19 protein-coding genes and 2 pseudogenes are annotated in these 22,327 nt (G+C 56.2%); 10 read left to right on the top strand and 11 right to left on the bottom strand.

What is annotated here, in order from left to right; genetic code table 11:
- Positions 1 to 109: 109 nt before the first annotated feature.
- From F3H58_RS23580 to F3H58_RS23535, 10 genes are all read right to left on the bottom strand, one after another.
- The gene (locus F3H58_RS23580) at positions 110 to 1,171 is read right to left on the bottom strand and encodes an ABC transporter ATP-binding protein (RefSeq protein ID WP_149743975.1); all 1,062 of its coding nucleotides are present in this window, start codon (positions 1,169 to 1,171) and stop codon (positions 110 to 112) included.
- Entirely contained in the window at positions 1,168 to 2,277 is a 1,110-nt protein-coding gene (locus tag F3H58_RS23575) for an ABC transporter ATP-binding protein (RefSeq protein WP_188129047.1), read from the bottom strand. The genes F3H58_RS23580 and F3H58_RS23575 overlap by 4 nt, the downstream gene beginning before the upstream one ends.
- 4 nt (positions 2,278 to 2,281) lie before the next feature.
- Entirely contained in the window at positions 2,282 to 3,235 is a 954-nt protein-coding gene (locus F3H58_RS23570) for a carbohydrate ABC transporter permease (protein ID WP_210246930.1), read from the bottom strand.
- Positions 3,232 to 4,086, bottom strand: coding sequence for a carbohydrate ABC transporter permease (locus F3H58_RS23565; protein WP_149743974.1), 855 nt, complete (start codon positions 4,084 to 4,086; stop codon positions 3,232 to 3,234). Before F3H58_RS23565 ends, F3H58_RS23570 begins: the two co-directional genes overlap by 4 nt.
- A gap of 72 nt (positions 4,087 to 4,158) precedes the next feature.
- The gene (locus F3H58_RS23560; protein ID WP_149743973.1) at positions 4,159 to 5,787 is read right to left on the bottom strand and encodes an extracellular solute-binding protein; all 1,629 of its coding nucleotides are present in this window, start codon (positions 5,785 to 5,787) and stop codon (positions 4,159 to 4,161) included.
- A gap of 182 nt (positions 5,788 to 5,969) precedes the next feature.
- Positions 5,970 to 7,373 (bottom strand): FAD-dependent oxidoreductase, encoded by a 1,404-nt coding sequence (locus F3H58_RS23555; protein ID WP_149743972.1) that lies wholly within the window; start codon positions 7,371 to 7,373, stop codon positions 5,970 to 5,972.
- Positions 7,374 to 7,459: 86 nt separating this feature from the next.
- The gene (locus F3H58_RS23550) at positions 7,460 to 7,795 is read right to left on the bottom strand and encodes a cupin domain-containing protein (RefSeq protein ID WP_188129046.1); all 336 of its coding nucleotides are present in this window, start codon (positions 7,793 to 7,795) and stop codon (positions 7,460 to 7,462) included.
- 222 nt (positions 7,796 to 8,017) lie between these two features.
- On the bottom strand, positions 8,018 to 9,508 hold the full coding sequence (locus tag F3H58_RS23545; protein WP_149743970.1) for an aldehyde dehydrogenase family protein: 1,491 nt from the start codon (positions 9,506 to 9,508) through the stop codon (positions 8,018 to 8,020).
- Between the two features lie 530 nt (positions 9,509 to 10,038).
- On the bottom strand, positions 10,039 to 10,218 hold the full coding sequence (locus F3H58_RS23540; RefSeq protein WP_149743969.1) for a hypothetical protein: 180 nt from the start codon (positions 10,216 to 10,218) through the stop codon (positions 10,039 to 10,041).
- A 287-nt stretch (positions 10,219 to 10,505) separates the two neighbouring features.
- The gene (locus F3H58_RS23535; RefSeq protein ID WP_149743968.1) at positions 10,506 to 11,528 is read right to left on the bottom strand and encodes a LacI family DNA-binding transcriptional regulator; all 1,023 of its coding nucleotides are present in this window, start codon (positions 11,526 to 11,528) and stop codon (positions 10,506 to 10,508) included.
- Between the two features lie 252 nt (positions 11,529 to 11,780).
- On the opposite strand from F3H58_RS23535, the gene F3H58_RS23530 reads away from it, so the two are divergent.
- The 10 genes and pseudogenes from F3H58_RS23530 to fba all read left to right on the top strand — a co-directional run bounded on the left by F3H58_RS23530 (position 11,781) and on the right by fba (position 21,101).
- Positions 11,781 to 13,115, top strand: coding sequence for an ABC transporter substrate-binding protein (locus tag F3H58_RS23530; RefSeq protein ID WP_149743967.1), 1,335 nt, complete (start codon positions 11,781 to 11,783; stop codon positions 13,113 to 13,115).
- Positions 13,116 to 13,217: 102 nt separating this feature from the next.
- Entirely contained in the window at positions 13,218 to 14,165 is a 948-nt protein-coding gene (locus tag F3H58_RS23525) for a carbohydrate ABC transporter permease (protein WP_149743966.1), read from the top strand.
- On the top strand, positions 14,162 to 15,103 hold the full coding sequence (locus F3H58_RS23520) for a carbohydrate ABC transporter permease (protein ID WP_149743965.1): 942 nt from the start codon (positions 14,162 to 14,164) through the stop codon (positions 15,101 to 15,103). Before F3H58_RS23525 ends, F3H58_RS23520 begins: the two co-directional genes overlap by 4 nt.
- On the top strand, positions 15,100 to 15,288 hold the full coding sequence (locus F3H58_RS23515) for a hypothetical protein (RefSeq protein ID WP_149743964.1): 189 nt from the start codon (positions 15,100 to 15,102) through the stop codon (positions 15,286 to 15,288). Before F3H58_RS23520 ends, F3H58_RS23515 begins: the two co-directional genes overlap by 4 nt.
- A 4-nt stretch (positions 15,289 to 15,292) precedes the next feature.
- Complete coding sequence (locus F3H58_RS23510) at positions 15,293 to 16,390, top strand: ABC transporter ATP-binding protein (RefSeq protein ID WP_149743963.1); 1,098 nt, start codon at positions 15,293 to 15,295, stop codon at positions 16,388 to 16,390.
- Positions 16,383 to 17,378 carry an ABC transporter ATP-binding protein gene (locus F3H58_RS23505; protein WP_149743962.1) on the top strand — a complete coding sequence of 332 codons (996 nt, stop codon included), beginning with the start codon at positions 16,383 to 16,385 and terminating at the stop codon, positions 17,376 to 17,378. The genes F3H58_RS23510 and F3H58_RS23505 overlap by 8 nt, the downstream gene beginning before the upstream one ends.
- Positions 17,379 to 17,389: 11 nt before the next feature.
- Positions 17,390 to 19,057, top strand: coding sequence for a dihydroxyacetone kinase subunit DhaK (locus tag F3H58_RS23500; protein ID WP_149743961.1), 1,668 nt, complete (start codon positions 17,390 to 17,392; stop codon positions 19,055 to 19,057).
- A gap of 21 nt (positions 19,058 to 19,078) precedes the next feature.
- Positions 19,079 to 19,575: pseudogene (locus tag F3H58_RS27415) on the top strand (hypothetical protein); the annotation flags it as partial.
- A gap of 66 nt (positions 19,576 to 19,641) precedes the next feature.
- Positions 19,642 to 19,932, top strand: coding sequence for a hypothetical protein (locus F3H58_RS27750; RefSeq protein WP_353619449.1), 291 nt, complete (start codon positions 19,642 to 19,644; stop codon positions 19,930 to 19,932).
- Between the two features lie 143 nt (positions 19,933 to 20,075).
- A pseudogene (gene fba, locus F3H58_RS23490) lies at positions 20,076 to 21,101 on the top strand (class II fructose-bisphosphate aldolase).
- Positions 21,102 to 21,622: 521 nt separating this feature from the next.
- On the opposite strand, the gene F3H58_RS23485 reads toward fba, so the two are convergent.
- The gene (locus tag F3H58_RS23485; RefSeq protein ID WP_149743960.1) at positions 21,623 to 22,117 is read right to left on the bottom strand and encodes a hypothetical protein; all 495 of its coding nucleotides are present in this window, start codon (positions 22,115 to 22,117) and stop codon (positions 21,623 to 21,625) included.
- Positions 22,118 to 22,327: the final 210 nt, after the last annotated feature.

Genomic DNA, 22,327 nt, shown 5'->3' with positions numbered 1-22,327 from the left:
TTCCTTTTTGTTGTTGAGCTCGTGCAACGCATCAGTTCTAAAAATTCAGATTGTGCCTCTGTTCTGCTTGGCAGCTACCCCTAAGTGGCTCGTCTCATGGGCGGGAGTGTCAAATTCGTCCTCCATCGGTATCGAAGAGATGCAGACGCCGCTGATCAAAGGTCACATGGGCGCTCAGATCGCTTGCCACGACAATTCTTCCGGAAGTGCGAATTTTTACGAATTGCCCTCCGATCGTTGCATTCACGATCGTATGGCTCCCAAGCGGTTCCGTTGAGCTGACTGAGATACCAGGGCATGCCATGCCAGTGTCCAACGTCTGGTGGATATCTTCCGGCCTTACGCCGAGGGTTACCGCTGCGCCGGCATGAGTTGTACGCGGAAAGTCGAGGGACATCGTAAAGCTTGGAGATTCGAAACGCGCACCGTCATCTGACAGATGTCCCGGGAAGAGGTTCATTGGAGGTGATCCGACCAGCTTCGCGACTGAGATCGAGTTTGGCCTGTTGTAGATCTCGTCTGGCGGCCCAATCTGGATGATCTGTCCTTTGTCCATGATCGCAACTCGGTCAGAGACAGCCATCACCTCTTCCTCGTCGTTAGAGACGTAGACAAAGGTTTGTTTTTCCATACGTTGCAGCCGCTTAAGCTCGATGCGCATTTCTTCCCGTAGGCGCGCGTCTAGCGCAGAGACTGGCTCGTCCAGCAATATTGCGCGACCCTTCACAGCGAGGGCGCGTCCGAGCGCAATTCGTTGGCGTTCGCCGCCGGACATTTGCGCGGGGTTCTTGTGCAAGATATGACTGATATGCAGCACCTCAGCCACAGCATCTAGTCGTGCGTCGATCTCGGATTTTGACGTCTTTCGCTCAATGAGCGGATAAATGATGTTCTCGCGACCGCTCATATTGGGGAACAGCGCCAGGTTCTGGAAGACCATGGAGATGCCTCGCTGGGAAACTTCCAGTCTCGCGGAGTCCGTTCCGCCGAGGGTAACCCTCCCGCTATCGAAGTTGACCAGACCAAGAATGAGCTTGAGCAACGAGGTTTTGCCGGACGACGGTGGCCCGAAAATCCCGAAAAATTCGCCCTGGCCGATAGCCAAGTCGATCGGACCTAGCGTAAAATTCGGATAGTGCTTTGATGCGCCGTTGATTTCTATTGCGTTCATTGAACCCGTCCACCTACTCGTTCACCGGTCGCGCCGTCGAATGCCATGCACTTCTCGGCCGAGAGAAAAAATTTCGCTTCGCTGCCCGGGGTCATGTGATCGCGCTCGTCTATTGCTAGGAATCGCGTGCCATTCGCCTTGATATACGCTAGCCGCTTCGGCCCGATCCGTTCTACTTCCTCTACGGTTCCTGAGAGCGGAATGTCGTCGGTGTGGCGCATTTCACCGAGGTAAATGTCCTGCGGCCGGATGCCGAGGGAAAGTCTTCTAGTAGATTTATGCGATGCAATATCTACGCCAACACGACCCGACAAAGGGATCTCAAGTCCAGTCTCGATGGCCAGCTTGGTACTTCCGCCGGTGTTTACTACCTCGCCGTCAAGAAGATTCATGCGAGGGCTTCCAACGAAATTGGCGACGAAACGATTGGTCGGATTATTGTAGACTTCAAGCGGGGCGCCATACTGCATCACCCTGCCCCTATCGATGATTGCGATTTTGTCGGCCAAGCTCATGGCCTCGATCTGGTCATGTGTGACGTAGATCATCGTCTGACCGAATTCGCGCTGTAGCACCTTAAGCTCTGCCCGCATGTAAGCCCTGAACGCGGCATCGAGGTTTGAGAGCGGTTCATCAAGCAGGAAGATGCGCGGCTCGACAACTGCCGAGCGGCCGATTGCAAGCTTCTGCATCTCGTTAACGGAAAGGGTCGACGCCTTCTGGTCGAGCCGATGGGAAAGTCCCATCCGGTCTGCCATGGCCTTTACGCGGCGCTCAATTTCCTGTTTGGGAAGGTGACGGACAGAAAGGCCGTAGGCGAGGTTCTTGAACACGGTGAGATGCGTGAAGATTGCATAATTCTGGAAGACGAAACCGATGTTCCGGTCCTGAATCCGTGTGCGAGAAAGATCCTGCCCGTTGAAGAGGATCGAGCCCTCGCTTGGATCCTCCAGGCCGGCAATCATGTTCATAGTCGTGGTCTTGCCGCAGCCTGACGGGCCAAGCAGCGCGACGAATTCGCCTTCCCCAATGTCGAGGCAAATGTTGCTAACGGCTTTGAAATCACCGAAGCTCTTGGTGACATCCTGAATTTGGATCGAAGACATCGGGTCAGCCCTTCTTCTTGGCCATGAATGCGAGCCCGCTCGCTGCGAGTAGGCTGAGCGCGAACAGGATTGTTAATCCGACTGCGGCGACATAAGCCCAGTCGAGGTCGGCAAAGGTCTTCTTGTAGAGGAAGAGCGATATGGTTTCGGTTGCGACTCCAGGGCCGCCCTTGGTCATGATAAAGACCAGGTCGAATATTTTGAAACACTCGACGGTGCGTAGAACCAGGGCGATGATGATTACAGGCTTCATCCGGGGCAGGATGATGCGGCAGAAATTCTGCCAATTCGACCCACCAAGCAGCCGGGCTGCCAATAGCTGATCCGACGGTACGCCGAGCATACCGGCAAGCAATATCAGGAACATTAGTGGCGTCCACTGCCATGTATCGGCAATGATCACCGAGAGCATCGCACGATCGACGCTCGTCAGCCAGGAGAAGTTCGCTGGCAACCCAAGTGTGGCGTTGATTGGACCAGAGCCCTGGAAGAGCAGGAAGAAAACCAGCCCCACAACTGCCGGGACGATCATCATCGGCGTCAAAACAATAGAGTAGAAAATCTTCCGCCCCGGAAAGTCGTCGATGAATAGGTAAGCCAGTGCAAGCCCGAGTCCGAACTGCAAGGGCACGGCGACTGCGATCACGGTTCCTGTACTCAATAATGCGGCCCAAAGATCCCGGTCGGTCAAAAGACGCCAGTAATTATCCGCGAAGTTGAGGCTTTCATATGCATTGTACCAACGCGTCCCATCCAGCGGCGTCCACCAAGTGAAGCTGAGATAGAACTGCATAAGCAGCGGAAAGATGACGATGAATAGCAGTAGCAGCACCGTGGGCGCCACGAACCAGCGTCCGAGCTTCTGGCCATCACGGGCCGCCCTGTACCAGTAGCCGCCTCTTGGGTTTTCCGATGCGGTCGAATCTAGCGTAACCATGTCTGAAATCACATCTGTCATTGCTTGAGAGCTCCGAAAGTCAGGCCGCGTACGAGGTGCTTCTGGATCAAGAGGCCGAGGATCACCGGTGGAATGGCCGCGATGATGCCAAGCGCCGCTTTGACGCCATACATCTCGCCCATCGCGGTATTTAGGTTGGACATGAAGACGGGGAGCGTCACCCAATCCTTCTGGGTCAGCAGCAGCGCAAGCAGGTAGTCAGACCAGTTCAGGATGAAAACGAAAAGCACACAGGTCGCGAGGCCCGGCTTCACGATAGGGAGCGTAATCTTGTAGAAAACGCGCCAGTGCGAACTCCCGGCGACGCGCGCCGCCTCCTCGATTTCGATCGGCACCTCTTCGAAAAAGGTCTTCATCAGCCAAAAAGCAAAGGGTAGCGTAACAATCCCGTAGATCAGCGAGAGGCCCCACCAAGTATCAATCGCACTGATGAAGGACCACATCACCATTACCGGAATCATCACCGCTAGCGGGGGGAATAGGCGCAATTGCAACACCTGCAGCGCCAGCGCAGGCAGAGTATTGAAGCGCACTACGGCATAAGAGGCTAGCGTGCCCGCAGTGACGGCGAGCAGCGTGCCCAAAGTCGAGGTTACCAAGCTAGCGACAAGGGGGCCGACCATAGTGCGATCGAGACTGACCACCATAGAGTCGGTGCGGCCGAGAAAGATGTACTCGAAGTTACCCAAGGTCGGATTTCGGGGTATCCAGCTGAGCCCGCTGCCTGTGGTCCATTCGGCATATGGCTTGAATGCCATAGTGATCATCCACAGCAGTGGGTAGATCACAATCGCTACTGCTATCAAAAGAAATACATATTTGAGCACTAGTGCTCTTGGATTGGCTTTCATCGGTATCGACTCCATGAGCGCCGCCACGGGATTGCCGGACCACGTGACGTGGTCCGGTAACTGTTTTGTTGCTCAGACCTTGTCGACGATGGTCGGCCAGGTGCGGCGCCAAGCCTGTATGGATTCGACCATGCCCTTGCGGCTCTGCTTACGGACGATTTGCTCCCACTTTCGCTGTGCCGCCTCCATGGCCTCACGCGGTGTCTTCTGTTTGGTCAGCGCAGCCTGAAGCTCGTCATCAAGCGCGTTATCAAGAGCGGTCTGGCCGGCGAAGTTCACGCCGGGAACCGAACGCTGAACTGTCGCGGGGATCGTCTCCATTGCGTAGGGGCCATAGTTCGCGGCCACGATTGGCTCGTTGAAGTTGGCCTGTTGCATGGGATCGAAGAATCCCGTGGGGCTGCACATGATCAGCGTAAATGTCCGGGTCGAGCTCAGCCACTGCAGAAATAGATAGGCCGCCTCCGCATTCTTCGAAGTTGACGAGACCCAAGCACTGACGCCGTAATGCAAGATTGACCGACGGTTTACCACGTCGCCAAACCTGCGGCCCAGTGGTAAATGAGAGGCGAGAAGGCCGGTCGCCTTGGATTTCGGTGTTTTGCCGTCGTCCTTGAAGCCGTCCCCAAACTTCGGGAGCGCGGTATAGGTCACCATGCTCGGCGATTGGAGATTCCAGATCGCGTTCCAGCATTCAATGAATGTGAAGCTGAGTGCGTCGGGGTGCGCCCATTCGAGCGATCGCACATGTTCTTCGGTCGCCTGAATGGCGAGGTCGGTATTGAGGTTAGGCTGTCCGTCTTCGGTGAAGAAGTAGTAGTTCGGGTTGTCCATTGAAGCCAGCCGCATGTAGAATGTCGGTAGGCCCCAGAAACGGCCCAGCGCGCTGCCCGTGCCGTACATTGGTCCGTTGCCGAAGTCTTTACCAGTGAAAAACTTGGCGATTTGATCTTGTTCCTCCCAAGTATTGGGCGGAGCCAGTTGCCGCCCGGCTTCCTTCATGAAGGCTTCCTGCACGTCCCGCTTGTCGTATATACCTTTCAGGTAATACCAAGTCTGGAAATCGCCATCGAGCGCGATGGTGTAGTATTTGTCATTGTTCGTGTAGAGCAGCTTGACCAATTCTTCTGTTGGCACGCCACGTTCGGCATCGCCCCAGTCGGGCTGGTATTTCACAACGAAATTCGAACAATCCAGAGCGCCGTTGGCGGCAACAAGGTCGCCTGCCGAATTCCATGGGCCGCTATAGATGTCAAAGGTGCCGCCGCCAGTGGTGACGTCCTGCATAACCTTCTTGAAGATATCGCCGACAGGCGCGCCGACAAGTTCGACCTCGATACCGGTTTCGCGCTTCCATACATCCATCGGTGTATCGGCGCCGGCGCGGAAGGGATTGCTGATCTGGTCAATACATCCATCTGGTAGCATGACGCGCAGCTTCTTCGGTGCGGTCCCGGCAACTTGAAGAGCCTTGATCCCTTCGATCGCGCGCCCTTCGGACATTTCTTTGTTGTACTGGAAGCGCTCCGCGCCGTCGAACCCCATCGGCCCTCCGGTCATACCAGCGGCCAAGCCGCTGGCGAGGGCAGAGGTTGGTCCGAACGCACCGAACCCGCCGACACCGGTAGCTGCAACTGCTGCGGCCGATGTCTTGAGAAAATCCCGCCGTGTAGGTTGCATGGATATGTTGAATGTGGACATGTTTTAGTTCCCCTTTTCTATTGAATGCGGCTAGCAGTCATCTAGATTGTTGCCCGTGCGCTCGTCGCCGTTATTCGGCTTATCGACGCGCAAACGCCTCCCTGGTGTTGGCGACGGTGCGCCAACCCCTGAAATCTCCTTCTATTTCTTCCCTGACTTGTGTTGTTTCTTACGCCGTGGAATTATCCGGCAGCAGCGACCGGAAATTGTTGTCTATTCGACACGTCCAACATCTCCTGGATAGAGGTCATCTTTTCGCGAGGCTTTCCAATCATCGCGCCGTTCGTTCTTTCAAGCGCGTCAATTTTGTGCCAGCCTTCTAAGTTCACGAGCTGGAACGATGGCGTCTGCAACGATTTAAGGAATTGGTCGCGCTTCGTGATCGAGTTTTGTCGATCACCTTCACCAAGTGTTACGAGGTCTGACAGGATCGCTGAAGCCGTATCGACGGCACAGGCCCTGTTTGTGCCAATGACGCCGCTTGGACCGCGTTTGATCCAGCCTGCCGTGTAGATGCCTTTTACCGTCGCCCCGTCCATGCCCTGGACACGCCCGTCGCTGTGTGGGATCGTTCCACGTCTGCTGTCATACGGGACACCGGGGATCTCCACACCTCGGTAGCCGACGCTGCGAACAATGAGCCCAGCCGGGACAAGGAAATCTTCGCCGGTCGCTTCAACGGTTTGTTCAAATGCTGGGCCCTTGAGGCGCATCTTTTCGAACTCGATGCTTTCAACACCCTCTTGACCAAGTATGCGCGATGGTGAGAGAAAAAATCGAAAATGGATGCGCCGCTTCGTTTGACGCGGATGATTTACCGAAGCGAACGAGCGAAAGATTCCGAGATTTCTGGCGGCTCCGGCTCCATCCGGTCCCTGCAATTCGGTAAGCGACGGCTCGTTCAGCTCTAGCTCCGACGGCTCCGTGACCGCCTCGGCATCCACCAGCGTTCCAAACTCGCGCAGCTCCTTCGTCGTGAATTTAGCCTGGGCGGGACCACGGCGGCCGACAAGATAGATGTTCTCGATGCGGCTTTCGGAAAGTGCATCCAGTGCGTGTGCACAGATGTCGCTGGTCTTCAGTTCGTCGATGCTCTTGGACAAGATGCGACACACGTCCAACGCAACATTGCCATTTCCGACAATGACTGCGTTTGGATGCGAGAGATCAAACTCTCTGTTGCGATAATCTGGGTGCCCGTTGTACCAGGCGACGAATTCGGTAGCCGAAACGCTACCCTTAAGATCTTCGCCATCAATACCCAGCGGCCTGTCGGAAAGCGCCCCGGTCGCGATTACGACGGCGTCATAGACCCGTGTAAGTTCAGATATGTCGATATCACGCCCCAGCTGAAGGTTTCCAAAAAACGAGAAGTTTTCATGGCTGGCAATATCTTCGAACTGCGCGGTTACCGATTTGAGCTTTTGATGGTCCGGAGCGACGCCATACCGAACGAGTCCGAATGGAACCGGAAGACGCTCGATCATATCAACTTGGATTTCCATATCCGCTTGCAGAAGGGCCTCGGCCACGTAAAAACCTGAGGGGCCGCTTCCGACGATAGCAACGTTGAATCTTCTTGTCATTTTCACCCCGAATTGTTTTTGGTTTAGACCGAGCCATAGCCAAGGCCGGACCTCGATATCGTTTATCGAGGTCCGGCCCGTGCCCGCTAGCGCTGTGCGACGAAGTACGCTAGGCCTGTAGACGACGTCGTGAACGTTGTCTCCGTGCCTTTGGTGAACTGCATGACGTCGCCGGCTTTGAAAGTTTTGATGTCGCCGTTGCCATCGCTGACTGTGAACTCCCCTTCGACAACCAGCTTGAATTCGTCGAACTCGTATGTGTAGGGAAGCGCCTCACCGCGGTTCAGGCGGAAGACGCCGAAAGTGATCGGCGATCCCGAGGAATTCACTGTCGCAAAATCTTTTAGCAGTGCATCCACGCCGGGCATGTCTACCCTGGGCAGATCGGCGGCAGTAACGGATTCGAATTTTTGAATACCCATGGCTGTCCTTCTTCCTTCTTTGACCGTATTAATTTTTCGCATTTCGTGATCAGAAACACGAAGTTGTTTGATCGCCGCGTTGCGGCATCCGAATTCTTGATACCAAGTGTGCACCTAAGCTTGGCTCTGAAAAGAACCAAAATCGAAGATTCATATGGTGCCAAGATGAGAACTAGAGGCTGTGGTTCGCGGATCATCCGCAGTCTCCAGCGCCAATCAACCTCAGATGGGCCGAACGACAGATAGCTTGCGGTAATAGTCGTCGAGCGTGTCGGGACCGAGAATACCTCCGCCACATCCGCTGAGATTTACGCCGCCATAGGTAACGCCGTGCGGGAACAGGTTGTGGGCGTTGATCCAGGAATTTCCCGCGACCAGCTGCTCGGCTACCCTCTTCGCTCTCCGGGTGTCCGCCGTCCATACACTATTTGCCAACCCGTATGGACTGCTGTTTACCAACTTTATGGCTTCGTCTTCATCGCGGAACGTCATCACGTACGCGACCGGCCCAAAAACCTCTTCGCGCGCACAAACATTGTCAGGGGCGCCACCGAGCAGCGCTGGCTTGACGTAGAAGCCCCCCTCCCGATCGGAAACCTCAGCCGCACCGCCGGGAAGATAGGCTTCGGCGCCCTCGCTTTTCGATCGCTCCACGTAACCGAGTACACGCCGCCGCTGCTTGTCGCTGACAAGGGGTCCAAGTTGAGTGGTGTCGTCCCCGCCGTAGCCAATCTTCATCCCGCTCATAGACTTGGCAGCCTTAGCGATGAATGCATCGGCAATCGTCTCATGTACAAGCCATCGTGTTGCGGTGCAGCAGACCTGTCCCGCATTGAGGGTTACAGCTCCGGCGAGTGCCTCTGCGGCGTTATCCACCGAGACATCATCAAATAGAACGGCTGCTCCCTTACCACCGAGTTCGAGTTTGGCGGGTACCAAGTTGCGTGCACACGCCTCAGCGACCACTCTTCCAACCTCCGGAGAGCCCGTGAACGAGAGACGGTTGATTCCGGAGTGGCCCGCCAGTGCCGTTCCTACCACGGTTCCTGATCCGGTCACGACGTTCACCACGCCTTTGGGGACGCCAGCCTGCTCCGCGAGGCGCGCAAAATATAGTGCTGAGAGTGATGTCTCGGCCGCCGGCTTAATGACGATGGTGTTGCCCGCGGCCAATGCTGGCGACACGTTCCAACCGAGGAGAAGGAAAGGAAAGTTCCATGGAAAAATGAAGGCGCAGACGCCGTAGGGTTGACGCACGGACCATGCTTCATTGCCTTTGACTGCGAACGGTTCGCGGGAGCGCGTATTGTTGCTGAGGTCAGCGTAATACCGAAAGGTCTGTGCGGCATGTGGAATGTCGAATGCCGCCGCCTGCGCGCGAGGCTTACCCACATCCTTGGATTCGATTTCCGCGAGTAAGGCAGAGTTCTGATCGATCAAATCGGCCAGCCGGTGCAGGATCACGGCTCGGTCCGCAGCGGGCATTGTCGCCCAGTTCGAAGTGATGAATGCTTTCCTTGCAGCACTAACCGCAGCATCAACATCCGCAGCGTCGCCAGCGGCGAGGGTTGCGATAACTGCGCCAGTCCCTGGATCCAAAGACTCGAAAGTATTCCCCCCGTTCGCCCGCACTTGCGCTCCGTCGATGTGCAAGTTGAATGGGCTGGACACGAACTCTGCGAATGCGAATGTTCTATTGTCTACCGTGTTCATGTTTTCCTCCAATTTGGCAGTTACTGCTCGGGACAGAATTTTGTCTCGATAAAGTCGTGCAGGTCGAGCAGACCGTCTCTCAGTTAAGCCCGATCAGCCTGCAACAGCCTCCTAGGATAGAGAAACACCAAGGGTTGGTCGTGAAAAGCGCCAAGAAATGCAGACATGATGGTGCCAACGAGCGGGGGCGGAAATATGCAACGAGCTTAATGTGGGCTTACTACTGACAAGTCGTCCCCAGGGGCTGGCGTCGTCAAGTACGGTGGAGATGTTTGCTCGACCTTCCCCTTCTCCAGCAGATCGAGCGGCAACAGTGTCGTGCCAAAGCTACCGAATGGCTCCGCCATCGGACTGATGACAGTACCTCTGGAGTTAAGCGAAATAGACCGGCCCGTCTGGCCAAGCCCGGTCTTGCTGTCCATGATTGTCGCGATGTTGGCGCCGGGCGTCATTGTAGCCAGCACACCCATCATCGATCTATTTGCAAAAACCGGCAAGCCGATGTACACGGCCCGCCGCCCTCTCAATTGCTAATCGGGCGCGTAGTCTTCGAGATATACCTGCTGAGGATCTTGCTGATCGACTGCCTTTGCATCGCGTCGCTCGCTATGACCTGCCAGCGCGTTTTTCACCAATGCGCCCTGGGCAAGAGATGATACATTAAGCTCCACATTTGCGAGATAGTTCTCTAGCTGGATTTCGACGACCATCAGCCACCGCTTCAATATTCGCAACTCATTTATTTCTGAGCGCCGATGAGGAAATATATCTGAGAGCTGGCCAAGCTCGCGATGCCGATAGACGTAACCGAAAATATTGCTGTCGCCAAAGCCAGTTTCTGTGCAAGAAACACGTCCGTTCTCTCCCGAGATTGCCGTAGCAGCATTCGTGTATCCGAGCTTCCACCCCAGACCAACCCGGCCGAATCGGCGTGCACATCAATCTAAATGACGTGCGCACCTCAAAATCTAAAAACTGACCCGAGACGGTGAACCTGTCAAAGGTTCTCTTTGAAAAGGACCTCTATTCTAATCTTCTCTTGCGCCGCCAGCAGCTCCTTGGCATCCGCGCGCGCGCGCATGATGCGTATTGCACTGCGAACGGCGTGGCCGGGGTCTTGTGCGATCACGGCATCAATGCGGTCATCGCGCAGCGCTTCCTCGCTAAAGGGCGTACGTTCATGCGCCACCACTGTGAGGCTGGTGAGATCGATATGGGCGGCGGTCGCCGAAAGCGGCACCCGGGCCTCCGAACTCAAGACGTAGATGGCGATGATGTCATGGTTGTTCTTGAGAACCCTCGCGATGATCTGGTTTGCGCGACGCTCATCGGCGTGAGTTTCGATGGAAGGAAGGGCTCTAAGGTGCGGAAAATGTTGGTTTATGACGCTGTCGAACCCGTGGCGCCGCTGGATGCTGTCTAGTGACTGCATCCTTTCGGCCACAACCATCACCTTTCCCGGAGTCCGGCAGATCAGCCTACCAATGAGTTTTCCTGCCGTCGCTCCTGCGGCAAAGTTATCCACCCCGACAAAATCGGCGGTCGGAAGTTTCTCTTGGCCCGAAAGGAACTGCACAACCTTGATGTTTCGCTCAAGGAGCCGAGCGACCGCATCACGAACCTGGGGCGACTCGGGTGCCATAAGCGCGACCCCATCAACCTCCTCTTCCTCTATGCCGGCCAAATATTTTGCTACGCCGTGCGCATCGTCAGTCGCGATCTGGACATAATCGATCTCGGTGAGATCGCCCTTGAGGGCAGATTTCACTTCCTCCACTCTCTTTATAAGTTCGCGGAGATAAAGATCGCCTGATTTCGGCAGTACGAAACGAAACTGATAGTTCTTGTTGCGTGCCAGGCTGACAGCCGCCGGGTTTCGAACGAAGCCGATCCGATCAATGGCTTCGTTGACCTGCCGTGCGGCCTTTTTGCTCACGTTGGGACGGTCGTTCAATACGCGATCAACTGTCGCGAGGCTGACGCCGGCCGCTTCCGCAAGATCTTTTGCTGTCGGCCGCATTCAAGCTCCTAAACCGATTTGAGGACTCATATTTCTCCCACATCAGGAAGAAAATGCAAGAATTGATGTGCGGACCTCAAAAATCCCTTGCGCTGAGGTGCGCACCTCAGTTATTAAGGATTTGCGCCCGCCAGAAACCTGAAAAGACTGTCGACCAACGCGGCCACCGACGCTCTCCGAACGATGCGCCCGTGGCGTAACACATACTTACACCTCTCGATGGAGGTCGAGAGGTCAACCGGAGGATCCCAGATGAAGTCCCTTTTGATGAACTCGGCACTTGCTGCCGGGGCGTACGCTGCTGTCTCTATTGCAACGGCCTCTCATGCACAGGCAGCTGATCTTACTTTGTGCTGGGCGGCATGGGATCCGGCTAATGCTCTGGTTGAGCTCAGCAAGGATTTCGAGGCGAAGAGCGGCAACAAGATGCACTTCGAATTCGTGCCATGGCCGAATTTTGCAGACCGTATGCTCAACGAGCTTAACTCTGGGGGAAAACTCTGCGACCTTTTGATCGGTGACAGTCAGTGGATCGGCGGCGCCGCCGAGAACGGCCAATACGTCAAGCTCAACGATTTCTTCGAAAAAGAAGGAATCAAGATGGACGACTTCATCCCCGCGACGGTTGTCGGATACGCGGAGTGGCCGAAGAATACGCCCAATTACTGGGCGATGCCGGCCTTCGGCGACGTCGTCGGATGGACTTACCGGAAGGACTGGTTCTCCCGCCCCGAGCTCCAGGCCGAGTTCAAGAAAAAATACGGTCGTGATCTCGCGATCCCCAAAAACTGGGACGAATTGGTCGACATCGGCACGTTCTTCCAGGGCCGTGAAATCGACGGCAAGAAGGTCTACGGCGCGGCGATCTACACGGAGCGCGGCTCGGAAGGCATAACCATGGGTGCCATGAACGCGCTCTACAGCTATGGATTCGAATACCAGAATCCTAACAAGCCCTACGATCTCGAAGGCTTCGTTAATTCGCCCGATGCGGTCGCCGGCCTCGAAGAATATAAGAAGCTCTACGATTGCTGCACTCCTCCCGGCCATTCCGACGCATACATGACCCAGGACGTGGATGCTTATAAGTCTGGTCAGGTCGCGTTGCAGATGAACTTCACCTTCACCTGGCCTGGCATCAATGCCGACCCGAACCTCGGTGGCCACAAGTCAGGCTACTTCCCTAATCCGGCCGGCCCGAAGGGCGTCCGGTTCGCTCAGCTCGGCGGCCAGGGCATCTCGGTCGTCGCGGCCTCCGAAAAGCAGAAAGAAGCGCTTGATTACATCAAGTGGTTTGGCCAGCCGGAAATCCAGCAGAAATGGTGGAAGCTCGGCGGCTACTCTGCTCTGCGTGCGGTCGTGGAAGATCCGAGCTTCGCCTCCAGCCAGCCCTATGCGCAGCCGTTCCTGGAATCCATGGCGATCGTGAAGGATTTCTGGGCCGAGCCGTCTTACGCCTCTCTTCTCCAGGCGTCGCAGAAGCGCTTGCACGACTATGTGATTGCAAACCAGGGTACCGCTAAGGACGCCTTGGATGGCCTGGCCAAGGATTGGAAGGCTGTCTTCGAGGACGAAGGCAAATACTGACGCTTACACACGCCCCCTCCCAGCAGTGAGCGTCACGCAGGGCCGGCAACGCGGACCGCGCCGGCCCTGCTTACCTTCCATATCTACGCCAAGGAGACGGACATGCTCCACTCACCGATCGACCGGGTCGCCAGCGCGACTCCGCCCGCAATCGCGGCTCGCGTCAGAGGCCTTTCTGATCGCGCTATAGCCTGGCTTTTCGTAGCGCCCTCGATCGTGTTGCTACTCGCCATCAATATCTTCCCGCTGATCTGGACGATTAGGCTAAGTTTCACGAATATCAGGGTCAACCGACCTAATGCGTCCGTCGAGTTCGTCGGTTTGCGCAACTACATCAGCATTCTGACGGATAACGATATCTGGCAAAGCATGCAGGGGACCGCGCACTTCCTGATCTGGACAATCGTCCTGCAGGTGCTGATCGGCTTCTCGCTTGCATACCTGATCAATAAGAAATTCCGCGGCAACAATCTCTGGACGACGATCATCGTGCTGCCGATGATGCTGAGCCCCGCGGTTGTCGGCAACTTCTGGACCTTTCTGTATCAGCCGCAAATCGGCCTATTCAATTACGTGGTCGGTTTCCTCACAGGGAACGATCCCTCAAGCTTCTCGATGATCGCCAGCACTTCGCTGGCACCATGGGCCATCGTCATTGTCGACACTTGGATGTGGACGCCCTTCGTGATGCTGATTTGTCTTGCGGGACTGCGCTCCATTCCGAGCAGTATCTACGAGGCGGCCGAATGCGACCGAGCGAGCAAGTGGCGCCAGTTCTGGACCATCACCATTCCAATGGTGCTGCCGTTCCTGATGCTGGCCGTTCTCTTCCGCGGCATCGAGAACTTTAAGATGTTCGACCTGGTGGTCCAACTGACAGGAGGCGGACCGGGCTCGATCACCGAGCTGACCTCGATCAACCTGAAGCGCGCCGCCTTCGAGCAATGGCGGACCGGCTACGCATCAGCCTATGCCGTCATTCTTTTCGTCACCGTTTTCGGCCTTGCGTCGATCTACGTCAAAGCATTGAACAAGGTGAAACAGAGATGAGCAGTTTTTCTGTAACCGAGCCCTCAGGGCGTCAGAAATGGTTTGCCGGTATTCTGGTTGTCCTCTATGCCGCAGTCACCCTTCTTCCATTGCTGTGGATCATAGGGACCGGATTCAAATCGCCTGAGGACGCGATCTCCTATCCGCCAAAGATGATCTTCGAGCCGACCGTCGAAGGGTATGTCAATCTCTTCACCACCCGCACACGCGTGCCGGAGGATCAGCTTAAGGCACTGGGAGAACCGACGACCTGGTATGATAAACTGGTTCGTAAGGAAGGTGTGGTCATTACGGGTGCGTCCCGTTTTGCTGAGCGGTTCACGAACTCCGTCATCATCGCGTTTAGTTCGACCGTCCTTTGTATCGCACTTGGCACGGCTGCTGCCTATGCCTTCTCGCGGTTCAAGGTGCCGTTGAAGGACGACCTGCTCTTCTTCATTCTTTCGACACGAATGATGCCGCCGATCGCGGTCGCCATCCCCATCTTCCTGATGTTCCGCTCCATGGGGCTGAGCGACACGCATGCCGGTATGATCCTGCTGTACACTGCGGTCAATCTGTCCCTGTCCGTGTGGCTGCTCAAGGGTTTCATCGACGAGATCCCGATCGAATATGAAGAAGCTGCCCTCATTGACGGCTACACGCGCTTCCAGGCCTTCTACAAAGTCGTATTGCCCCAAGCCGTCACCGGCATAGCGTCGACTGCGATCTTCTGCTTGATCTTCGCCTGGAACGAATACGCCTTTGCTGTGCTGCTCACATCGGGCAACGCCCAGACGGCGCCGCCCTTCATCCCGACGATCATCGGCGTCAGCGGCCAGGACTGGCCAGCCGTCGCAGCGGGCGCAACGATCTTCCTCGTCCCCGTCATGCTCTTCACCATCCTGCTTCGTAAACATCTGTTGCGCGGCATTACCTTCGGAGCGGTACGCAAATGACGATCTTTCTCAATCGCCTGTTTCGTCTGCGGCGCGATGCATGGGAAATGGTCGCATCCATCCTGATTGCGCTCGGCGTGGTCATGTTGATGCAACCCCTCTCGCTGTCGCTCTACTCCTACTCGTTCATCGTGACGCTTGTGGGCGCAGTTATGTTCATCGTCGTCAGCCATTTCCCGGAGTAAACCCATGGCACAGATCAGAATTCAGAATGTGCGCAAGGATTTTGGGGCATTCAACGCGGTCAAATCTTCCACCTTCACAGTGGAGGACGGCGAGTTCTTTATGCTTCTCGGCCCTTCCGGCTGCGGCAAGACGACAACTCTAAGGATGATGGCCGGCCTCGAACTTCCGACCAGCGGCGAAATCTACATCGGCGGCGAAGAGGTCGGGATGAAGAAGGCAAGCGAACGCGACATCGCCTTCGTCTTCCAGATGTTCGCTCTTTATCCCCATATGAACGTCCGCAAGAACATTTCCTATCCTTTGGTCAGCCAAGGGATGCGCAGAGCCAAAGTCACCGAGCGCGTCACCGAGGTGGCAAAGATCCTGCAGATCGAGAGCATACTCGACAAACCCGTCGGAGGTCTCTCCGGTGGCGACCGGCAACGCGTCGCCCTTGGCCGTGCCATCGTGCGCAATCCGAAAGCCTTCTTCATGGACGAACCGCTTGGCGCACTCGATGCTGAGTTCCGTGAGCACATGGCTGAAGAATTGCGGGCTCTGCATGATCGAATGGGCGCGACCACCGTGTACGTGACCCACGATCAGTTGGAAGCAATGCAGATGGGCGACAAGATCGTTGTGATGAACCACGGGGTCGTTGAGCAATTCGGCAAGCCGCAACAGATCTATGACTGGCCTGCAACAAAATTCGTCGCAAAATTCATCGGTTCACCACCGATGAATTTTCTGGAGTTCGAGGGGGCGGTCGCCGCTGGGGCCGATGACGTGAGCCTCTCAGGCCTTCGCGTCAAGATGCCGGTCGTTCGCGAAGGCAGAACGGGCAGGTTGGCCGTCGGCGTGCGCCCCGAGCATGTCACGTTCGACGACGATTCCATCTATCGTGGACGGGTCGTAGCAGTGGAATACCTTGGAACGACGCAGATCGTTACGATCAATACGCCGAACGGCGATATCAAAGCCCGCACGCCATCCAATCAATCCGCAAAACTGGACGAACTGATCGGCCTGAAATTCGATCCAAGAAGACTGACGATCTTTGATTCGGTTAGCGGAAATGCCCTTGTCTCCGAGGCAAATGAGGGAGTGCTGCGTCGTGGCTGAAGTCATCCTGAAAAACATCAACAAGTCCTTTGCCGGACACCGCGCCCTCAATGACGTTTCGATGGTGGTCCCGGATGGATCGTTTGTAGTTCTTCTCGGTCCCACAGGCGCTGGCAAGACGACGACATTGCGAATGGTTTCGGGACTGGATACGCCGGATAGCGGTGATGTTATTATCGGTGGCCGATCCATGCGCGGCCTGACCCCCGCACAGCGCAATGTCGCGATGGTCTTCCAACAATATTCGCTCTACCCTCATCTGTCGGTGCGGCAGAACCTGGAATTCCCGTTGAAGTCGCCGCTTTTGAAGACGCCGCAAAACATCATCAACGAAAAGGTCAACGCGATCGCCGAAATCCTGCAGATCTCGCACAAGCTCAATAATAGGGCGACGGCCCTTTCGGGCGGCGAGATGCAGCGCGTGTCCATCGGACGCGCGTTGGTCAGAAACCCGCAGATTTACCTGATGGATGAGCCCCTGAGCTCGCTCGATGCCAAGCTCCGATCCGATCTTCGCATTGAACTCAAGAGCATCCAGACCAAATCCGGCGCGACCCTACTCTATGTCACCCACGATCAGGTCGAAGCGATGACAATGGCTACCCACGTCGGCGTTCTCCACGAAGGCAGGCTCATCCAATTCGGCTCCCCCCGCGAGATTTACGAAGAGCCGGTCAGCGTCTACGCCGCGACCCGGCTCGGGCAGCCCCGCATCAATGTCGTTCCCGCAGAACTTTTTCCCGGCGCGCCGGCAAAGGCCAAGTCCATTGGACTGCGACCGGAACATATCGACCAAGGAAATGGTCAGGAAGCAATGGTGACCCGCGTCGAACATCTTGGCGATCAGACGCGGCTGCATCTCATGTTCAAGACACACAATCTAATCACTGTCACAGACGCCCATACCGAACTCAAGGGCGGCGAAACCATCAAGATCCAGCCGAACAAACCGCTTTATTTCGACGCGGCCGGCATGCGTTTAGTTTAAGGGAGGCAAGAATGTCACAGTTCCTCAATAGCAAGGAAAATGCAGTCACGGAAGCGCTGGAGGGTGTGCTTGCTGCGTCTGGCGGTGAACTTGCCCGTCTGGACGGCTACCCCCATATCCGTGTCATCGTCCGTACCGATTGGGACAAGAGCAAAGTGGCGCTCGTGTCTGGCGGCGGATCGGGACATGAGCCGGCCCATGCCGGTTTCGTCGGCAAAGGCATGCTGACCGCAGCCGTTTGCGGTGATGTTTTCGCGTCGCCCAGCGTCGATGCGATCCTCGCCGGTATCCTGGCAGTCACAGGAGAGGCGGGTTGCCTCCTCATCGTGAAGAATTATACCGGCGACCGGCTCAATTTTGGTCTCGCCGCCGAACGTGCCCGTGCTTACGGCTTGAATGTCAGCATGGTCATTGTCGACGACGACATAGCGCTGCCGAAACTGCCGCAGGCGCGCGGCGTCGCAGGAACGCTGCTTGTTCACAAAATTGCAGGTGCGCTGGCGGAACGCGGCGCCGACCTCGAAGCGGTGACGAAAGCCGCACGCCGAGTGATCGAAAACACCAGCTCGATCGGCATGTCGCTCGACACCTGCACCGTCCCCGGCTCGCCGAAGGAGAACCGGATCCCTGAGGGCCATGCCGAGCTTGGTCTCGGCATTCACGGCGAAGCCGGTGTCGAGCAGATCGGTTTTTCCGGTGCCAAGGGTGCTGTTGCCGCAATGGTCGAGCGTCTCGCTGCTTCGATGTCCGATAAACCTCACGTGGCCCTCGTGAACAATCTTGGCGGCACGTCGGTTCTGGAAATGTCAGTGGTGGTTCACGAGCTCATCCAATCAAAGATCGGCATAAAGCTATCACACATCATTGGTCCGGCGCCAATGATGACATCGCTCGACATGCAGGGATTTTCGATCACGGTATTTCCCGTCGAAAAGGTGGAACTCGAGCTCCTGTCCGCGCCCGTGGCCCTTCCGGCGTGGCCAGGGTTGGCAGCCGTCAAACCCATCTCCCTCATTGCTCTGCCTGATGGCTTGACGCCGATCGCTCCAGTTCCGTCCCAGCACAAAGCAACCCGTCAGTTCCTCCATGATTGCTGCTCGCTTCTTATCGAAGCGGAAAAGGATCTGAACGTCTTGGACGCAAAGTCAGGCGACGGCGACACCGGCTCAACCCTGGCAGGTGCTGCCCGCGCGCTCATCGGTGCGCTAGATCGTCTTCCGCTTTCCGATCACACGCAGTTGTTCCGCGCCATGGGCCAGGAACTGAGTCAGACGATGGGGGGCTCGTCCGGTGTTTTGCTCGCGATCTTTTTTGCCGCTGCCGGCGACGGCGCATCGAGCGGGCTGACCATTCGCGAAGCACTAAAGGCCGGCCTCTACCGAATGCAGGAGATCGGCGGCGCTCGGCTTGGCGACCGTACGATGGTCGATGCTCTCTCCCCGGCACTGGATGCACTCGAGAATGGCTTCGCACCCGCGGCAGAAGCGGCCCGCAAAGGGGCCGACCTCACCGCGACGCTTCTCCATGCAAAGGCAGGGCGTGCCGCATACGTTAATGCCAAGCAACTCGAAGGCCATGTCGATCCCGGCGCAGAGGCCGTTGCCCGGCTGTTCGAATACTTGGCTGTGCGGCCAGAATTCGAAGACCAGCCGACCGGTAGACGATCGGCCGCGGTGTGAGAGAGAGGCTGACTGGCGCCGATGAACATTACACCTCACATGGAGCTTGGTGCCTATCTGCGTCAGAAAAAAGTCGTCCCTGCTCTTGGATTGCTGATTGAAAGAATTGCGGCCTCTTCAGGCGCAGTTGCTGGCCATCTAAAGGAAGCAGCGTTTCACAACCAGATCGGCAGCGCCGGCACGACGAACATCCAGGGCGAAGATCAAAAACTGCTCGACGTCCTAGCCGACCAGATGTTTCGGGAAACATGTTCGGAAGCGGCGTCGCTTGCGGCATATGTTTCAGAGGAGGTAGAAGATGTCTTGTGGCTGAAGGAGCCCTCCGCTGAGGATCTCATTCTTTATGGGGACCCCTTGACGGTTCGTCGAACCTCGAAGTGAACCTGTCGGTCGGATCGATATTCGCTGTGGCTCAGGTCCAGGCCGACGGTGATCACAACGTGCTCCTGCAAGGGCAAGAATATCTCTGCGCCGGATATGCCATATACGGGCCGTCGACGCTTTTCGTGATCACCTTTGGCGCCGGCGTAGTCGGCTTCACACTCGATCCTTCCGATGGCTCTTTCAGGCTGACCAATGCGCGCATGCAAATGCCCCCGGAGACAGGGGAGTTTGCGGTCAACGTATCGCGCCAGCGCTTCTGGGATGAGCCGATCCGTCGCTATGTTGATGAGTGCCTGGCAGGTGCCTCGGGGAAGCGCGGGCGGAACTTCAACATGCGATGGACCGCGTCGATGGTCGCTGACGTTCATCGCATTCTCACAAAAGGCGGGATCTCCCTGTATCCCGCGGACAAAGCAAACCGCAGTGTGGGAGGCAAACTCCGCCTTATGTATGAGGCCAATCCAATGGCTTTCCTAGTCAACGCCGCCTGAGGTGTCGCGGCGACCGGTTATGAAGATATCCTTTGTGTTCAGCCTCAAAGCCACCATCAACGCATCTCTGTACTGCTAGGCTCAAGCGACGAGGTCCGACGCCTTTTACGGTTTTATCAGGCTCAAATGAAGATTTCTTCATAATGGCTATCGTTACCCTTCGTCAGTTGCTCGATCATGCCGCCGAAAATGGCTACGCCATTCCCGCGTTTAACGTTAATAACACGGAGCAGATGCTCGCCATCATGAAGGCGGCAGATCGCACGGATAGTCCGGTCATCATGCAGGCCAGCCGAGGTGCTCGTGCTTTTGCAGGGGACGAGACGCTTTCTCATCTCATCCATGCGGCTGTCGAAAAGTATCCTCATATCCCGGTCTGCATGCATCATGACCACGGCAATTCCCCCTCGACCTGTTTGTCGGCCATTCTGGCCGGCTTCTTCTCGGTGATGATGGACGGGTCTCTGTCCGCTGATGGGCGGACGCCTTTGAGCTTCGAAGACAATGTCGCGGTGACGGCCCAGGTTGTGGAGATGGCGCACCTTATCGGCGTGTCCGTCGAAGGAGAAACTCGGCCATCTCGGTTCGCTGGAAGCCGGCCGCGGCGAAGTGGAGGATTGTCACAGTTTCGACGGTGAGTTGAGCCGCGACATGCTGCTGACAGATTCCGAGGAGGCGGCCGAGTTCGTGCGCCTGACCAAGGTATCGCCATCGGCACATCCCACGGCGCTTACAAATTTTCCCGCAAGCCGGACGGCGACATTCTCTCGATCAAGCGCCTGAAGGAGATCCACACGCGCCTGCCAAACACCCATCTAGCATGCACGGCTCCTCGTCGGTCCCGCAGGAACTTCAGGAGTCATCAACGCCCATGGCGGTGAGGTCAAACCGACCTGGGGTGTCCCAGTCGAGGAAATCCAGGAAGGCATTCGTCACGGCGTCCGCGAGGTGAATGTCGACACAGATCTCAGGATGGCTTTCACCGGAGCCATTCGGCGTGTGTTTGCCCTACATCCCGGCGAGTTCGATCCGCGCAAGTATTTGGCACCGGGGATCGAAGCGATGGCGGCCGTCTGCAGCGATCGCTACCAACAGTTCGGCGCCGCAGGCCATGCATCCGCGATCAAGGCCGTTTCCCTCCCGATATGGCAAAGCGGTACCAATCCTAAAAAGAGGGAATATCTGTCCTGGCGTTTACTCGCCCAATGGTCATTGCAATTGGAAACCAACGGAATCGCTACAGCCTTTGCAAAAATAGAACATGTCGCGCGTAAGCTCCACGACCCTGTCCAAACTCAACGATTTGGCAGCCCGCAATGCTGTTACACGCAGCTGCGAAGACTAAGGCCGGGCTACAATTGCTGCTTGGTGACCAGGACTGCGGTGCGACGGCAATCGGCGCGTACAACGGTGGCGTTTCCGCTTGGACGATCGCTATTGTCACGGTGATTGAGGTGGCATCTTTCCAAGCACGATCATAGGCCCTGTCGAACAGTAAGTTATTCACTAAGCCTCATTAAACCCGCTGCAAAAAATCAACGTTTGTTTGAACTAAATCAGGAATGGACGAATGGACGAATTTACAAACACTACTTCCCAATATATCCTGGGAAAGATATAAGAGATAAAATAATTGCAAATTCTGCATTAAATACACTAGTCCTAATCGATAATTTCCTCCGCTCAATCATCATCTAATGGGCACAAGCGTTACGGGAATGCCTGCGTCCAAAACCCGGTCGACTAAGCCAATATCGCACTGGAATGCGATGTCGCCCCAGGGACTCATCCTCACTCCGAAACGTCGCATAATCTTGCATTGCTCCCTGGTCAGATTTTGAAGGACCGCAGTGTAACCGTTTTTTTTCTTGCCGATAGCCTCAACCGCATTACGAATCCTTTCAACCTGATCATCGCTGCTGTCACCGACTTGCGGGCCGATCGTTTTCAACTTCTTGCGTTTCGGAGGCAAAGAAGAAGAGGAGGACGAGGAACTATCGGTTGCCTCTTTGTCGGAGATCGGGTCAAAACCAAAGAGATCACATTGCGAACAAGTAGCCTGCCCATCAACGCCACAGCGGCCTGGCCGGAGGCATGGAGGCTCGCATTCTTCGTCTTCGGTGGAGGTATCTTCGAGATCGCCACGTCGTCGCTTGGAGGCCGGCGCTTGTGGAAGGGAAGTCATTGCGATGAAAGTTCAGTGTGCTGAGAGCTTGGTGGGAAAGTAAAGAAATCGATGGGGTGGCGGAAACAGCAGGTAGCCATGTTTTTAAGTCTGGGCCGCCCAACGGGGGTTCGGACAACACGGAATAAGCAAGGCAGCAGCCAAGGGTTTTTCAATCAGGCAGACGCGTCAGCCGCTACATCCTGGCATTTGATTTGGGTCAGCTGAGAG

It is taken from the genome of Rhizobium sp. NFACC06-2 (genome assembly GCF_900101425.1).
Classification (GTDB): domain Bacteria; phylum Pseudomonadota; class Alphaproteobacteria; order Rhizobiales; family Rhizobiaceae; genus Agrobacterium; species Agrobacterium leguminum.
Note: the sequence above shows the minus strand (reverse complement) of the source record. Positions and strands in the feature narration are given on the sequence as shown.

Excerpts from the sequence above, each read along its gene's own strand:
- F3H58_RS23560 (WP_149743973.1), bottom strand. The coding sequence starts at position 5,787 with ATGTCCACATTCAACATATCCATGCAACCTACACGGCGGGATTTTCTC.
- F3H58_RS23530 (WP_149743967.1), top strand. The coding sequence starts at position 11,781 with ATGAAGTCCCTTTTGATGAACTCGGCACTTGCTGCCGGGGCGTACGCT.
- F3H58_RS23545 (WP_149743970.1), bottom strand. The coding sequence starts at position 9,508 with ATGAACACGGTAGACAATAGAACATTCGCATTCGCAGAGTTCGTGTCC.
- F3H58_RS23540 (WP_149743969.1), bottom strand. The coding sequence starts at position 10,218 with ATGGTCGTCGAAATCCAGCTAGAGAACTATCTCGCAAATGTGGAGCTT.
- F3H58_RS27750 (WP_353619449.1), top strand. The coding sequence starts at position 19,642 with ATGCAAATGCCCCCGGAGACAGGGGAGTTTGCGGTCAACGTATCGCGC.
- F3H58_RS23565 (WP_149743974.1), bottom strand. The coding sequence starts at position 4,086 with ATGAAAGCCAATCCAAGAGCACTAGTGCTCAAATATGTATTTCTTTTG.
- F3H58_RS23550 (WP_188129046.1), bottom strand. The coding sequence starts at position 7,795 with ATGGGTATTCAAAAATTCGAATCCGTTACTGCCGCCGATCTGCCCAGG.
- F3H58_RS23485 (WP_149743960.1), bottom strand. The coding sequence starts at position 22,117 with ATGACTTCCCTTCCACAAGCGCCGGCCTCCAAGCGACGACGTGGCGAT.
- F3H58_RS23510 (WP_149743963.1), top strand. The coding sequence starts at position 15,293 with ATGGCACAGATCAGAATTCAGAATGTGCGCAAGGATTTTGGGGCATTC.
- F3H58_RS23500 (WP_149743961.1), top strand. The coding sequence starts at position 17,390 with ATGTCACAGTTCCTCAATAGCAAGGAAAATGCAGTCACGGAAGCGCTG.
- F3H58_RS23570 (WP_210246930.1), bottom strand. The coding sequence starts at position 3,235 with ATGACAGATGTGATTTCAGACATGGTTACGCTAGATTCGACCGCATCG.
- F3H58_RS23575 (WP_188129047.1), bottom strand. The coding sequence starts at position 2,277 with ATGTCTTCGATCCAAATTCAGGATGTCACCAAGAGCTTCGGTGATTTC.
- F3H58_RS23515 (WP_149743964.1), top strand. The coding sequence starts at position 15,100 with ATGACGATCTTTCTCAATCGCCTGTTTCGTCTGCGGCGCGATGCATGG.
- F3H58_RS23520 (WP_149743965.1), top strand. The coding sequence starts at position 14,162 with ATGAGCAGTTTTTCTGTAACCGAGCCCTCAGGGCGTCAGAAATGGTTT.
- F3H58_RS23525 (WP_149743966.1), top strand. The coding sequence starts at position 13,218 with ATGCTCCACTCACCGATCGACCGGGTCGCCAGCGCGACTCCGCCCGCA.
- F3H58_RS23580 (WP_149743975.1), bottom strand. The coding sequence starts at position 1,171 with ATGAACGCAATAGAAATCAACGGCGCATCAAAGCACTATCCGAATTTT.
- F3H58_RS23555 (WP_149743972.1), bottom strand. The coding sequence starts at position 7,373 with ATGACAAGAAGATTCAACGTTGCTATCGTCGGAAGCGGCCCCTCAGGT.
- F3H58_RS23535 (WP_149743968.1), bottom strand. The coding sequence starts at position 11,528 with ATGCGGCCGACAGCAAAAGATCTTGCGGAAGCGGCCGGCGTCAGCCTC.